14 protein-coding genes and 1 tRNA gene are annotated in these 12,990 nt (G+C 63.0%); 12 read left to right on the plus strand and 3 right to left on the minus strand.

The features are described 5' to 3' along the window. Window positions 1–225: 225 nt before the first annotated feature. Window positions 226–825 carry a hypothetical protein gene (locus HPT29_RS04985; RefSeq protein ID WP_173947671.1) on the plus strand — a complete coding sequence of 200 codons (600 nt, stop codon included), beginning with the start codon at window positions 226–228 and terminating at the stop codon, window positions 823–825. Between the two features lie 594 nt (window positions 826–1,419). Here the strand turns inward: HPT29_RS04985 and HPT29_RS04990 are convergent. Further along, window positions 1,420–1,509, minus strand: a tRNA-Ser gene (locus tag HPT29_RS04990). A 210-nt stretch (window positions 1,510–1,719) separates the two neighbouring features. Here HPT29_RS04990 and HPT29_RS04995 point away from each other — a divergent pair. Then, window positions 1,720–2,040 (plus strand): PetM family of cytochrome b6f complex subunit 7, encoded by a 321-nt coding sequence (locus HPT29_RS04995; RefSeq protein ID WP_173947672.1) that lies wholly within the window; start codon window positions 1,720–1,722, stop codon window positions 2,038–2,040. 176 nt (window positions 2,041–2,216) lie between these two features. After that, window positions 2,217–2,876, plus strand: coding sequence for a peptide-methionine (S)-S-oxide reductase MsrA (gene msrA, locus HPT29_RS05000; protein WP_173947673.1), 660 nt, complete (start codon window positions 2,217–2,219; stop codon window positions 2,874–2,876). Window positions 2,877–2,957: 81 nt separating this feature from the next. On the opposite strand, the gene mepA is transcribed toward msrA, so the two are convergent. Both mepA and HPT29_RS05010 read right to left on the minus strand, forming a co-directional pair. After that, window positions 2,958–3,869 (minus strand): penicillin-insensitive murein endopeptidase, encoded by a 912-nt coding sequence (mepA, locus tag HPT29_RS05005; RefSeq protein WP_173947674.1) that lies wholly within the window; start codon window positions 3,867–3,869, stop codon window positions 2,958–2,960. A gap of 106 nt (window positions 3,870–3,975) precedes the next feature. After that, window positions 3,976–5,136 carry an SDR family oxidoreductase gene (locus HPT29_RS05010; RefSeq protein WP_173947675.1) on the minus strand — a complete coding sequence of 387 codons (1,161 nt, stop codon included), beginning with the start codon at window positions 5,134–5,136 and terminating at the stop codon, window positions 3,976–3,978. 304 nt (window positions 5,137–5,440) lie between these two features. Between HPT29_RS05010 and HPT29_RS05015 the strand changes: the two genes are divergently transcribed. The 9 genes from HPT29_RS05015 to HPT29_RS05055 all read left to right on the plus strand — a co-directional run bounded on the left by HPT29_RS05015 (window position 5,441) and on the right by HPT29_RS05055 (window position 12,972). Beyond that, window positions 5,441–5,851 (plus strand): PRC-barrel domain-containing protein, encoded by a 411-nt coding sequence (locus HPT29_RS05015; RefSeq protein WP_173947717.1) that lies wholly within the window; start codon window positions 5,441–5,443, stop codon window positions 5,849–5,851. Between the two features lie 141 nt (window positions 5,852–5,992). Continuing rightward, window positions 5,993–6,883: a hypothetical protein gene (locus HPT29_RS05020; RefSeq protein ID WP_173947676.1), complete on the plus strand. Its 891-nt coding sequence runs from the start codon at window positions 5,993–5,995 to the stop codon at window positions 6,881–6,883. 366 nt (window positions 6,884–7,249) lie between these two features. Next, window positions 7,250–8,143 (plus strand): DMT family transporter, encoded by an 894-nt coding sequence (locus HPT29_RS05025; RefSeq protein ID WP_259060486.1) that lies wholly within the window; start codon window positions 7,250–7,252, stop codon window positions 8,141–8,143. Further along, complete coding sequence (locus tag HPT29_RS05030; RefSeq protein WP_173947677.1) at window positions 8,140–9,231, plus strand: ATP-dependent DNA helicase; 1,092 nt, start codon at window positions 8,140–8,142, stop codon at window positions 9,229–9,231. Before HPT29_RS05025 ends, HPT29_RS05030 begins: the two co-directional genes overlap by 4 nt. A gap of 76 nt (window positions 9,232–9,307) precedes the next feature. After that, window positions 9,308–9,481: a DUF1328 domain-containing protein gene (locus HPT29_RS05035; protein WP_152715814.1), complete on the plus strand. Its 174-nt coding sequence runs from the start codon at window positions 9,308–9,310 to the stop codon at window positions 9,479–9,481. Window positions 9,482–9,705: 224 nt separating this feature from the next. Beyond that, window positions 9,706–10,794, plus strand: coding sequence for a TRAP transporter substrate-binding protein (locus HPT29_RS05040; RefSeq protein ID WP_173947678.1), 1,089 nt, complete (start codon window positions 9,706–9,708; stop codon window positions 10,792–10,794). Between the two features lie 264 nt (window positions 10,795–11,058). After that, window positions 11,059–11,616, plus strand: a complete 558-nt coding sequence (locus HPT29_RS05045) for a hypothetical protein (protein ID WP_173947679.1) — start codon at window positions 11,059–11,061, stop codon at window positions 11,614–11,616. Between the two features lie 84 nt (window positions 11,617–11,700). Continuing rightward, window positions 11,701–12,126 carry an arsenate reductase (glutaredoxin) gene (gene arsC, locus HPT29_RS05050; protein WP_173947680.1) on the plus strand — a complete coding sequence of 142 codons (426 nt, stop codon included), beginning with the start codon at window positions 11,701–11,703 and terminating at the stop codon, window positions 12,124–12,126. A 66-nt stretch (window positions 12,127–12,192) separates the two neighbouring features. Then, window positions 12,193–12,972 carry an SDR family oxidoreductase gene (locus HPT29_RS05055; RefSeq protein WP_173947681.1) on the plus strand — a complete coding sequence of 260 codons (780 nt, stop codon included), beginning with the start codon at window positions 12,193–12,195 and terminating at the stop codon, window positions 12,970–12,972. The last annotated feature ends 18 nt before the right edge of the window (window positions 12,973–12,990 follow it).

Genomic DNA, 12,990 nt, shown 5'->3' on the forward strand with positions numbered 1-12,990 from the left:
CTGAACGTGCGCGGGGAGCGGACCTTTATACCGCGGTCCTTTACGGCTGCCTTTGGGTCACACGCACACAATGGGACAACGGATCGGTTTCGAAATGAAGAGCACTGACGTTCATTCAAACCTTCAGTGGGAATGATCAGTTTTCAAAACTGCTAGCTGGCCTCGTGTATGTGTTCTGTGTTCTCAAGAGAAAACCGAATCAAGAGGTAGATGGAGCGAGTGGCTATGGACGATGAGGATGAGATAGCCAAAGAGCTTCGGACCTACGTTGATCAACTTCGTCCATTCCAGGGCGCTCGATCAACCAAGAGGATCCATCGGGATCGTGATGAACTTGATGATGTGGAACGAACGCTGACCGCTGCTGGGATCCAGTTCATTGACCTACGGCACAGAGGCAACCAGGACCCGCCCGATTGCGAGGCCATTATCCGAGGAGTCCGCTGCGGCATTGAGGTGACCGAATTAGTTCACGAACGGGCGTTGAGGGCTTCGATTAAGTCGATCAAGACCAAGAAAGGTTTTATGCACCACCACGAGTGGACCCGTGAGGAGTTTCTAACTGAGCTTCGCGGGAGGATCGAAGAGAAGGACAATCCAACAGACCTCAAGGATGGTCCTTACAAGCGTTATTTCCTCGTGATCTGGACGGGCGAAATGCACCTCACCAAAGAAGCGATTCGGGATTTTCTAGAAGGGGTGAGCTTCGCATGTTCTCTTATTACAGATGCTTTCATTGCACTTGATTACCACCCCGGTTCAGCGGACCGATATCCGGCCATACCTATCAGCATCGTGAAAAGAGCGGCCAAACCTGAGCAGTAGGTATTCAGTTCGCCTGTGACTGCTCTGGCGTCGATCGTCGAAGCACCCGCCTCCGAAACGTCGAGAACGCCAACTGGCAACCACAACGACATCGTAAGTATCAAAACGAGCGGATCCAACGCCAAGCTTTAACTGGAAACCAGAGCTACGCTTCGCTGTTGGGGCCGCCTCGCGATGCATGCTGAGTTTCCTAGCTATTTCAGCGATTTGTGGGGGAGTTGTGGCGGAGAGGGGAGGTCCGAACTCCGACACAGTTGTCCGCAATTCGGACAGGATACGAGATTCAGAGATTCTGTCGCCAGTGAGGCGATCTCTAAGAACTAATCATTCTCGGAACTACTAAGAGCGGATGTCACATAATTTCACAGCGGCCAAGTAGAGGTTGCTTAGCATCAACTCTCTTGTTTGATCGCCATCGACAATGCAGACCCTCCTCCAGCAGCATGAGGTGCATTCCCGCCTATGGTTAACAAACCGAATGCAACTGAGGGTAGCTTATAATCGCCAGTCCGGTACAAATGTGGGCTGGATTGAGGGCTATTAATTTATAAAAGGGCTGAATTCTCAGATTTTCAGTTACTTACTCTGATAAAATGGCGGAGGGAGCGGGATTCGAACCCGCGATACGGTTTCCCGTATACACACTTTCCAGGCGTGCGCCTTCAACCACTCGGCCACCCCTCCAGCATGAGCCTCTTGAGGCTCCATGAACCGTCGAACTGCCCGCGTGCTGCGGGCCGGCCGGTTCTCCGCTTCTGTCTGCGGAGCGCCCGTGTATCGCCAAATCATGGCAAAAGGCAAGTCCGAACTTGTCACAAATCAGCCGGAATCGCCTTTGCCATTGCGACAAAACGCTCTAGATAATTCCCTCTCTGTTCATAGAGGTATCTTCCCTTGAAGTTCCTAGCGCGTAGCCTTGGCCTCCTGCTGATCGCAGCGGGATTTATCGGATTGGTGATCGATGGAACGCGATCGATCGTCAACAATGCTGTATCGTTCGCTTCGATCGGAAAGGTCGGCGGCACTCTTTTCCCGAGCGGGATGGCCTCGCTCGAGGGTAGCATCGCCCAGCGTGGTTACCCCTGGCTGTGGGATCCGATCGCCACCTACGTCCTGCAGATGCCGGCCTCAGTGACGGGCTTCCTGGTCGGTGCGCTGCTGATGTGGCTCGGGCAGAAGCCCCTGGAGCCGATCGGCTACCTCGCAGGCCGCTAGAGCACCGGACCCAAGCGTCGATCCCACATGTGGGATCGACCCCGATGTCCCTTGTTTGATGAGCCCATCGCTCGGCGCGATAAAAGGGCTCACTTTTCACGGGAAGGTGACGGAACCGCCCCCTCCCGCGGGCACCCGGCAGTGATTACATAAGCGAGGTCACGCGAGGACCTCTCATGTTCAGCTTCCGCAAACGACTCGACCTGCCGAACGCCGCCGAGGCTCTGCCCGGCCGGACCAGCCCGATTCCGACGGCTGAGCGGCACTTCATCAACGACCGCCCCCTTCAGCCGCCCTATCCCGACGGGATGGAGAAGGCCGTGTTCGGCCTCGGCTGCTTCTGGGGCGCGGAGCGCAAGTTCTGGCAGCTGGGTGACGGCGTCTGGATCACCGCTGCGGGCTACGCGGCCGGCACCACGCCGAACCCGACCTACGAGGAAGTGTGCTCGGGCCTCACCGGGCACAACGAGGTCGTCCTGGTGGTCTACGATCCGAAGGTGACCTCCTATGAGGCCCTGCTGAAGACCTTCTGGGAAAATCACGACCCGACTCAGGGCATGCGCCAGGGCAACGACGTGGGTACCCAGTACCGCTCCGGGATCTATGTGTTCGACGAGGATCAGAAGAAGGCCGCAGAGGCGTCCAAGGCCGCTTACGGCGAGGCGCTCGCGGCCAAGGGCTACGGGCCGGTCACGACCGAGATTCTCGACGCGGGACCGTTCTACTTCGCCGAGGATTATCACCAGCAATACCTGGCCAAGAACCCGAACGGCTATTGCGGCCTGGGCGGCACCGGCGTCTCCTGCCAGATCGGCGTCGGCGTAGCGGCGGAATAGACCCGGTCGTCCCGTTCTTAAGAAATGGCTGTGAAAGGCTCGCATCGCGAAAGGTGCGAGCCTTTCTGCTTCAGGGCCGTCTCAGGGCGCGTCAAGAACGGTACGGCACTCGTTCGGCAGTTGCGCCATGGTGAGCGGCGGCCGGGGCTTGCCGGGTTTGGGACGCAGCATCTGGGGCGTGAACCAGGCGGCGAGCTCCGCCCCGCAGCCCTCTCCGCCAGGAGGCGGATCCTGATCGGAGCAGCCCGCTTCGCCGGCCGGGCAGGCGAGGCGGATGTGGAAATGGTAGTTGTGGCCCCAGATCGGCCGCACCTTGGTCAGCCAGGCGCGGTCCGCTCCCGCGTCCCGGCAGAGCGCCTTCTTGATGGCCGGATTCACGAAGACCCGGGCGACGCTTCTCTCCTGAGCGGCGGCACGGATCAGGGCCATGTGCTGCGGCGTCCATCGGGCCGGATCGACGTCGAGCAAGTCGTCGCGCACCACGTTGGTTGCGGACATCTCCTCCCGCTCCGCCCGCGAGAGGCGGCGGTTGGGCATGGGCGTGAGCCAGATATCGGCATCGAGGCCGATCTGGTGCGAGGCATGGCCCGTGATCATCGGGCCGCCGCGCGGCTGCGAGATGTCTCCGACGAGAAGGCCCGGCCATCCGTTCACGCTTGGAAGCCGGGTGGCGAAGCGCTGCAGGAAGCCGATCATCTGCGGATGGCCCCAGTTGCGGTTTCGGGACAGGCGCATGACCTGCCAATTGTCGCCGTCGACCGGGATCGCCGCCGCACCGGCCACGCACCCTCGCGCATAGCTGCCGATCGATCGCGAGCGAAGATCGGCCGGCGTGGCGCGTCGCCCGAAGAGTTCCTTTGCGGCGAGCTTGGGATCGCCGGGATCGGCGAGCGGCGGCAGCGGCTTCGGGTCGAGGGTGCCCTTGTCCTGCGCGGCGGCGGAGCCGCCGACCAGAAGGGCGAGCGCGATGGCGAGGGAGCGAATCGGAATCATGGAGCAAGGCTAGCCTGCAACCATTCCGTTCGGAACGTGCGGGAAGCGGCCATGTTGTCGCTCTCGGCAGAAAGGGCCGGATCGGGGATCCGGCCCTCACGCATCATCAGTGCCGCGGCTGCGGGCGGCCCTCATAAGGCCCGCGCTGGGTCATGTGCCCCGGTCCGTAGGTGTGCTTGTCGTGACCGTTGCCGGTGCGGCGCATGGCCGGCTGATAACGTGGCGTCGGCCGCTTGGCGCGCTTCGGACTCCGGCTCGCCGCCAGGGACGGCAGGAACAGGGCCGCGATGCCGGCCGCGACCCCGGCCAGCACGGCCGCCGTTACGAACGGGTGGATCTGCGCTTCCAGGAGCAGGCTCGTCTTGCGCGGCTCGCCGGGGAGCGACGAGTACATGTCGCCGTCCTCGCGGGCCTGATAGAGGTTGTCGCGCATGGCCGGCCTTTCGGGATGGTCGGTCGTCTGCGACCCATAGCCCGTCCATTCCATCGCCTTGTCGACGAGGTGAGGCGCGACCTTGCCCATGGCGCCGATGATCCACCCGCCGAACCCGATGGTGATCTCGCGGCGGTGGTGCTCGGCCGCATACACGATCGCCTTGGCGACGAGATGCGGATCGTAGGCCGGCGGCGGGACGGCGTTGTCCCGATCGAGATAGTTGCGCGCATGTTCCACATAGGGCGTATCGATCGAGGAGGGCTTGATCAGGGTGACCGCGACCGGCGCGCCCTGGTTCGCCAATTCCATTCGCAGCCCGTCCGTGAAACCCTTCACCGCATGCTTGGAGGCCGAGTACTGGGTCTGGAGGATCATGGCCCGCTCGGACAGGACGCTACCCACGTTGACGATGGTGCCGCCCTGATGGCGCAGGTGGTCCGCGGCGATCATCGAGCCGTTGACGACGCCCCAGTAATTCACGTCGAAGAGCTGGCGCTGGTCTTCCATGGGAATGTCGGTGACGTTGCCGTACAGGGCCACGGCCGCATCGTTCACCCAGGTGTCAAACCCGCCGAAGGTCTCGACGGCGGTGCGCGCCACCCGGTCTAAATCCTCGCGCTTGCTGACGTCCGCCGCCACGGCAACAGCCCGCGTCGGCCCATGGCTGAGCTCATCGGCGATCTTGCGCAGCGCGTCTTCGTTGCGGGCGACCAGGACGAGGCCCTTCGCGCCGCGCTCGGCGAACAGATGGGCCGTCGCTAGTCCGATGCCGCTCGATGCGCCGGTGATGACAACGACCTGGTCCCCGACCGGCTTCTGGCGAACCGCCATGGCACTCTCCTTCATATCCTCAAGTTTCATAAACGTGGGTCAACGTGAGGTCGGGAAGCGGGTTCCTACGGCAGCGCTTGGCGCGAGGAACGTTCAAACGCCTTGAAATCCTTGACGGTCCGGGCCCGAACCGGAACCGGCATTTCAACCCGAGCGTTGCCCTAGCGCATCGTGCGGAAAAGTGGCCCCGGTTATCCGCGCCCAGCGATGCGCCCGTTTAAAGATGAAGCATCGGACGGATCCCAAAAGCGGGTCCACTTTTGGGTCCGATGCCTTGGATCTCACACATGAAGGGAGCGCAATGATGCAGACGACGGCACAAAGCAGCGACGTTCGGGAAACCCACAGCCTGATTGCCAGCGACAAGGTCGAAGGAACGCCGGTGCGCCGCTCGGACGGCGAGAAGATCGGAACGATCGAGCGCGTGATGATCGAGAAGCGATCCGGCAAGGTCGCCTATGCGGTGATGAGCTTCGGCGGCTTCATGGGGCTCGGTGAGGAGTACTACACCCTTCCCTGGAGCGTCCTGAAGTACAACACCGAACTCGATGCCTATGAGCTGAACCTCTCCGAGGACCAGCTCCGCGGCGCGCCCCGGCGCAGCGCGGAAGGTCATGACGCCTCCTACGACCGGGAATGGGAAGAGCACGTCCACCGCTACTACAACGCCACGCCCTATTGGGGCGCCAGCGATCCGATGAGCACCGGCCGATAAGCAGCCGGTCATTCTCCCAAAGCAAAATCGCCCGGCTTTCGCCGGGCGATTTTCTATGCGCAGGAGCCGGGCGACAGGGATGAACCTGTCCCGGCGCCTGCCGCATGGAGGTCTTAGCGCTTCCGCGACTTCGAGGGGCTCTTGCGAGCGCTCGAGGAGCGGGAGCCCGAGGACCGCTTGGCAACCGTGCCGGACTTCTTCGTGGCAGAGGTCCGGCTCGAAGCGGCGGCTGCACGCTTCGGGGTCGACTTGGACGCGCTGCGCGCCTTCGAAGCCGACTTCACTGCGCTGCGGCTGGAGCTGCGCGAGGCGGACTTGCGGGCCGTCGTCGAACGGGCCGAGGACGAGCGCGAAACGGACTTCTTGGCGGCCGACTTGGCCGGAGTCTTCTTCGCAGTCGACTTCTTGGCGGTGGTCTTCTTGGCAGCGGTCTTCTTGGCAGTGGTCTTCTTAGCAGCGCTCTTGGCGGTCGTCTTCTTCGCTGCCGACTTTGCCGATGAACGGGCCGAGGTCTTCGTGGCAGAGGACTTCGCCGTGCTCTTCTTGGCCGTGGTCTTCTTCGCGCCGGACTTGGCCGACGATTTCGCTGCCGACCGGGAGGTCGACTTCGCGGCCGACTTTTTGGCAGCGGTTTTCTTCGTTCCAGCCTTCTTGGCGGTGCTGGTCGAGCTGCGGCGTGCGCTGCTGCTCTTCTTCGCGGTCTTCTTGGTGCTGGTCGCACCGGTGTCTCCCGTGAACAGCATCGTCAGCGGGTTTGACTTAGTGTCTGTCGGCATAGCCGCCTCCTTCAAGGGCCTTCGCGTGCAACCGTCACGCTTGCAAGGCAACGTCGTTATACCAAGCGGGTTCCGATTATCGAAAAGTGTTGACAGTAGAACGTGCACTTTTTCTGTGGATATTTTGCGAGGCACGCCTCTCTGCACTTGCAGATCTAAGACTCAATATCGGGTTCAAGATGAGACAGTTAGAGATGCTTCCTTAGGCCCCCCGACACATTTCGGAACGCAAGCACGCAATATCGCGCATACATAATTTGCGTTTATATTCAAAGGCTTATTCGAATTACAAAGATGATGATTTCGCCATTCAGAGTATTCGGACGTGTTAACGGATGTTAAACATCACGTCACGAATCCTATCCACTTGGAGAGGGTCGAAAGCGCCTTTTCCGTAGCCTCGAGTCCCCTTCCCGCGTGGCGTAAAAATTTCCGCACGAGCGGCACCAAAAGCGGCAGGAGAGTCGTCAGCCCTGTCGAGAATCACACATCGGGATCCTCCGCAGGATCGTCGCTGCGACGGTCCACCGTGGTCTGCTTCAGCCCCGGCCTCATGCGCGTGTTCGTCGCTCGCTCGAATTCCCATGGAGGCTTCACGCGGTCGCGGAGGCAGGCTAAGCGAGTGGATCCTCACATCGGTTGGACCGCCGTGCCCCATCGCAGCATCCTCGCCGTCATTCTCTGGATGAGCGGCGCACTCCTCTCCTTCTCCGCAACGGCCATCGCCGTGCGTGCGCTCGCACCCGCGTTCTCGATCTTTGAGATGCTCGCCGTGCGCAACGCCGCGGGAGTCCTCATCCTGCTCCTGCTCGCATTGCTCCGGCCGGACCTGCGGCCCGGGTTGAAGCCGCGCCGATTTCCGCTGCACCTGGCTCGCAACGTCCTGCATTTCCTCGGCACCGACGGATGGGCGTTCGGCCTCACGCTCCTGCCGCTCGCGACCGTCTTCGCCCTCGAGTTCACGACGCCCGCCTGGGTCGCCTTGCTGGCGATCCCGCTGCTCAAGGAGAAGATGACAGGCGGTCGTCTCGTCGCCATCGTGCTCGGTTTCATCGGCATTCTCGTGATCCTCCGTCCCGGGCTGGAAACCTTGCAGCCGGCCAGTTTCCTCATGCTCGGCGTCGCGTTCAGCTTCGCCCTGGTGGCGATCATGACCAAGCGGCTGACCATGACGGAAAGCACCTTCTCGATCCTGTTCTTCATGAACCTGCTGCAGCTTCCGATGAACCTCGCGGGCGTGCGCCGGGCCTTCTGGCTTCAGGTCCAGCCCTCGCACGCGCTGGCCCTCGTGGGCATCTGCGTCGGCGGCCTCCTGGCGCATTACTGCCTGACCAACGCCTACCGGCGGGGCGATGCCACCATGGTGGTCCCGCTGGACTTCATGCGCATCCCGCTGATCGCCTTCGTCGGCTGGCAGTTCTATGGCGAGCCGCTCGATCCATACGTCTTCCTCGGGAGCGGAATCATCATCCTCGGTCTTCTCTATTCCCTACATCGCGAGGCGAAATCCGCATGACCTGGTCGCCGCAACAGGATGCCGCTCTGAAAGCCGTCGCCGACTGGCTGCGCCGCGGCGACCGTCCGGTGTTCCGTCTCTTCGGCTATGCCGGCACGGGCAAGACGACGCTCGCCAAGCACATCGCCGAGAACGTGGACGGCGAGGTAGCCTTCGGCGCCTATACGGGCAAGGCGGCTCTGGTGCTGCGCACCAAGGGCTGCACCGACGCCTCGACGATCCATTCGATGATCTACCGCTCGCGGGAGTCGGACGAGAACGGTCCGCAATTCGTGCTCAACCGTCAGAGCCCGGCCTCCAAGGCCGACCTCATCATCATCGACGAATGCTCCATGGTCGACGAGGAACTCGGGCGCGATCTCCTGTCGTTCGGGCAGCCCGTACTCGTCCTGGGCGATCCGGCGCAGTTGCCGCCGGTGAAGGGCGGGGGCTTCTTCACGGACGGCGAGCCCGACGTGATGCTCACGGAGGTGCACCGGCAGGCCAAGGACAATCCCATCATCCATCTGTCGATGACGGTTCGGGAGGGCGGGCGTCTGGGGCCCGGGACCTACGGCGAAAGCCGCATCATCCGCCGCCGCGAGATCGACGCCGCCGCCGTCATGGCGGCCGATCAGGTTCTCGTCGGCCTCAACAAGACCCGGCGCCTGTACAACACGCGCCTGCGCGAACTGAACGGCTACCGCGATCCCATGCCGGCGGCGGGCGAGAAGCTCGTGTGCCTGCGCAACGACAAGACCAAGGGGCTGCTCAACGGCGGCACCTGGACCATCCAGGCTCTGCGCGGCATCCGCAACGACTTCATCCGCATGGACGTGCTGCCCGACGACGACGCCCGTCGCCGATCCGTGGATGTCGCGGTGCACAAGGCCTTCTTCGAGGGAACCGAAGAAGAGGTGCCGTTCGTCCTGCGCAAGGAATCCGACGAGTTCACCTACGGCTACGCGCTGACCGTGCACAAGGCGCAGGGCTCGCAATGGGACGACCTCGTTCTCTTCGACGAGTCCTACGCATTTCGCGAGCATCGCAGCCGATGGCTCTACACGGCCCTGACCCGCGCGGCCGAGAAGGTCACCGTCGTGATCTGAGCCCTGGCAACCGGAACCGGATCAAGCTTGGGCGCTTAATCCCTGTAGCTCGGCCATAAGCGACAAGGATACGCACATGCTGAAATGGGCTCTGATCTTTCTGGTAGTTTCCCTTGTGGCGGGCGCCCTGGGGTTCACCGGCGTCGCCTCCGGGGCCAAGACGATCGCCAAGGTCCTGTTCGGCCTGTTTCTCCTCGCGTTCATCCTCCTGATCCTCCTCGCCTGGGGCGCAGGCGAGCTGATCTTCTGACGGTCCTTTTCCGCGACGCCGGACGGTTTGGTGCAGCTGGCCGCGAGCTTCGTCTCCGGGCCAGCTCACGCATGCGCTGGATGCATGAAGTCCCTGCTTCGAACCCTCTCCCATCTTCCGCCCGGCTCGCTATAGGGGCGTCTCAACTATTCGTTTGAGTGCGTCGCGTTGAAACTTTCGGTCTCATGTGCGCCTTGAAGCGGAAACGAATGAAAGGGACGCCCATGAAACGTCGTGCATTCCTCCAGGCTGCCACCCTCGGCACCGCCGCAGGAGCCGTTGCCAAGCCGGCCATCGCCCAATCGAACCCGGAGGTTCGCTGGCGCCTGACCTCGGCCTTCCCGAAATCCCTCGATACGCTGTATGGTGGCGGCGAGACCTTCGCTAAGCTCGTCGCGGAAGCGACCGACGGCAAGTTCCAGATTCAGACCTTCGCACCCGGCGAGATCGTCGGCGCGCCTCAGGCGCTCGACGCCATCGGCGGTGGAACGGTCGAGATGGGCCATACCTGCTCGTACTATTACGTGGGCAAGGACCCGACCTTCGCCATCGGCACCTCGCTGCCCTTCGGCCTCAACTCCCGCCAGATGAACGCCTGGCTCTATCAGGGCAACGGCAATACCCTGCTCAACGAGTTCTATGCCAAGCACAACGTCTACGCTCTGCCCGGGGGCAATACCGGCGTGCAGATGGGCGGCTGGTTCCGCAAGGAGATCAAGACCGTCCAGGATCTCCAGGGTCTCAAGATGCGCATCGCCGGCTTGGCCGGCCAGATCATGGGCAAGCTCGGCGTGGTGCCCCAGCAGATCGCCGGCGGCGATCTCTATCCGTCGCTGGAGCGCGGCACCATCGATGCCGCCGAATGGGTGGCGCCCTACGACGACGAGAAGCTCGGTCTCAACAAGGTCGCGCCGTACTACTACTATCCGGGCTTCTGGGAAGGCGGCCCTGCCATCCACTTCTACGTCAATTTGCAGAAGTGGAACGAGCTGCCCAAGTCCTACCAGGCGGCCGTCCAGGCCGCCGCAGGCTACGTGAACGTCGACACGCAAGCCAAGTACGACGCCCGCAACCCGGCCGCCCTGCGCAGCCTGGTCGGCAACGGCGCACAGCTGCGCCCGTTCTCGCAGGAGATCATGGACGCGGCCTACAAGGCGGCCAACGAGGTCTATGACGAGATCTCGGCCAAGAATGCCGACTTCAAGAAGATCTACGACAGCTACAAGGCGTTCCGCGGCGAAGAATATCTCTGGTTCCAGGTGGCGGAATACGCCTACGACACCTTCATGATCCGCGCCCGCGCCCGCGGCTGATCACGGACGAGGAGGGCGGGCCCTGAGCCCGCCTTTCTCTTGAATCCGCTGCCAGCACGCCGTCTCCTCCGAGGTCTGCCGGCCCGGACCGGGAAGAGATCCGCCCGGTATCCCGCGCGGAAGCGTCGCTGTGGACAGGCAACCGTTGCGCTTCGGATGCGTTGCTATGGTTGTGAGGGTCCGCTACGGCTGGAGGCCATGGTGCGCAGCGTAGACGATTGGAGAGCATGGGCCCGCGGGGCTGTCATTCTGGCAGGATGGGCCATGGCTTCCGTGGCCCAGGCCGCCAATGATCCGCTCGATCCGGCCCCCATGAGCGAACCCGTCCAGGTGCGGTTCGATCCGGCTGCTCGCCAGACGACGGTCTCCGGCCGGGCAGCGTCGGATCTCTGCTTCTTCCTCTCTCTGCCGGATGAATGGCGCAGGACCGAAACCGTGATTAAGGCTGTGTCCTCCGACGAGGAGCTTTCCGTGGGACTTCGGTCCGCCCAAGACCTGCGCGACATGCCGCAGCCCGATCTTGCCAGTCGCGATGCCGCCGCCCTGCAGCAGGATTATGAGGAGCTTCTCGGACGCCCGGCGCAGTCGGTTTCGTTGTCATCCGATGCCGGCGCGACGCGGTGGTCCGCCACCTGGATCGATCCGAATCTGCCGACCGCCTCCCATGCCCTGACGGTCGAGACCCTGATCGTTCCGCTGGCGGGCAAGTGGGTGCTCGAGCTCTCCCTGTCGGGCATCGAGACCCGCTCGGCCTACAATGCACTCGCACAGCATCTGCTGGCGCGGTTGAAGGTGCAGAGCGGACCCGCATGTCAGGGCTGATCTGACGCGCCAGGGATGCGCCATCCTCCAGCCTTGAGACAGAATGGCCTGCGCAAGCCCCGCCCTCCATCGTCAGGAAACGTCATGGACGTGATCATCTACCACAATCCCCAATGCGGGACCTCCCGCAACACCCTGGGGCTGATCCGAAACGCCGGGATCGAGCCGCACATCGTCGAGTATGTGAAGACGCCCCCGACGCGTCTGCTCCTTCGTCAGCTGATCGAGCGCATGGGTGTGAGCGTCCGCGACGTGATCCGCCGGAAGGGCACGCCCTACGAGGAGCTCGGCCTCGGAGATCCTTCTCTGAGCGACGATGATCTGCTCGACGCCATGATGGCGCATCCGATCCTGATCGAACGCCCGATCGTCGTCACGCCCATGGGGGTGAGGCTCTGCCGCCCGTCCGAGACGGTGCTCGACATCCTGCCGCCACCGCAGGGCGAATTCGTCAAGGAAGACGGCGAGCCGGTGGTCGATGCCTCCGGGCGCCGCGTCGGCCTGGCGTAGGCGGAGGGAACAAGGCGCCGCTTCCTCCGGTTCAGGGACAGGTCCGCTTAGAGGAAAGGCAGTATCATGGAGCTTCAAGGCAAGGTCGCGCTCGTGACGGGCGCAGGATCCGGCATCGGCAAGGCGGCCGCCCTGCGCTTCGCGCGCGAGGGCGCTATGATCGGCGTGCTGAGCCACACCGACGACGAAATCCGCAAGGTCGCCGAGGAGATCGAGCAGGCCGGCGGCAGAGCCGTCGCGCTGGTGGCCGACGTCGCGGATGACGGTCAGATGCGCAAGGCCCTGGCCGATCTGCTCCAGGCCTTCGGCCGCCTCGATATCGTGTTCGCGAATGCGGGCATCAATGGCGTCTGGGCTCCCATCGACGAGCTGCAGCCCGAGGAATGGGACCGCACGATCAATACCAATCTGCGCGGCACCTATCTCACGCTCCATCATGCGGTCCCGCATTTGAAGAAGGGCGGGGGCGCCATCGTCATCACGGCGTCGATCAACGGATCGCGGACCTTCACCAGCGCGGGCGCGACCGCTTATTCGGCCAGCAAGGCGGCCCAGGTGGCGATGGCGCAGATGCTAGCCGTCGAACTCGCCAAGCACAGGATCCGCGTGAATGTGGTCTGTCCTGGCAAGATCGACACGGAGATCTCAGACAACACTACGAAGCGGCATACGGAAGAGGCCGAGGTTCCTGCCGAATATCCGGCCGGCTCTATCCCGCTGACCGGCCAGGATCCGGGCACGAGCGACGAGGTGGCCGACCTCGTGCTCTTCCTCGCCTCCGACCGTGCACGGCACATCACCGGCACGCCGGTCTGGATCGACGGCGGTCAATCGCTGCTGGTATAGCGCCCGACCGGCTGGAGG

It is taken from the genome of Microvirga terrae (assembly GCF_013307435.2).
Classification (GTDB): domain Bacteria; phylum Pseudomonadota; class Alphaproteobacteria; order Rhizobiales; family Beijerinckiaceae; genus Microvirga; species Microvirga terrae.

Excerpts from the sequence above, each read along its gene's own strand:
- HPT29_RS04985 (WP_173947671.1), top strand. The coding sequence starts at position 226 with ATGGACGATGAGGATGAGATAGCCAAAGAGCTTCGGACCTACGTTGAT.
- msrA (WP_173947673.1), top strand. The coding sequence starts at position 2,217 with ATGTTCAGCTTCCGCAAACGACTCGACCTGCCGAACGCCGCCGAGGCT.
- mepA (WP_173947674.1), bottom strand. The coding sequence starts at position 3,869 with ATGATTCCGATTCGCTCCCTCGCCATCGCGCTCGCCCTTCTGGTCGGC.
- HPT29_RS05010 (WP_173947675.1), bottom strand. The coding sequence starts at position 5,136 with ATGGCGGTTCGCCAGAAGCCGGTCGGGGACCAGGTCGTTGTCATCACC.
- HPT29_RS05015 (WP_173947717.1), top strand. The coding sequence starts at position 5,441 with ATGCAGACGACGGCACAAAGCAGCGACGTTCGGGAAACCCACAGCCTG.
- HPT29_RS05030 (WP_173947677.1), top strand. The coding sequence starts at position 8,140 with ATGACCTGGTCGCCGCAACAGGATGCCGCTCTGAAAGCCGTCGCCGAC.
- HPT29_RS05035 (WP_152715814.1), top strand. The coding sequence starts at position 9,308 with ATGCTGAAATGGGCTCTGATCTTTCTGGTAGTTTCCCTTGTGGCGGGC.
- HPT29_RS05040 (WP_173947678.1), top strand. The coding sequence starts at position 9,706 with ATGAAACGTCGTGCATTCCTCCAGGCTGCCACCCTCGGCACCGCCGCA.
- HPT29_RS05045 (WP_173947679.1), top strand. The coding sequence starts at position 11,059 with ATGGCTTCCGTGGCCCAGGCCGCCAATGATCCGCTCGATCCGGCCCCC.
- arsC (WP_173947680.1), top strand. The coding sequence starts at position 11,701 with ATGGACGTGATCATCTACCACAATCCCCAATGCGGGACCTCCCGCAAC.
- HPT29_RS05055 (WP_173947681.1), top strand. The coding sequence starts at position 12,193 with ATGGAGCTTCAAGGCAAGGTCGCGCTCGTGACGGGCGCAGGATCCGGC.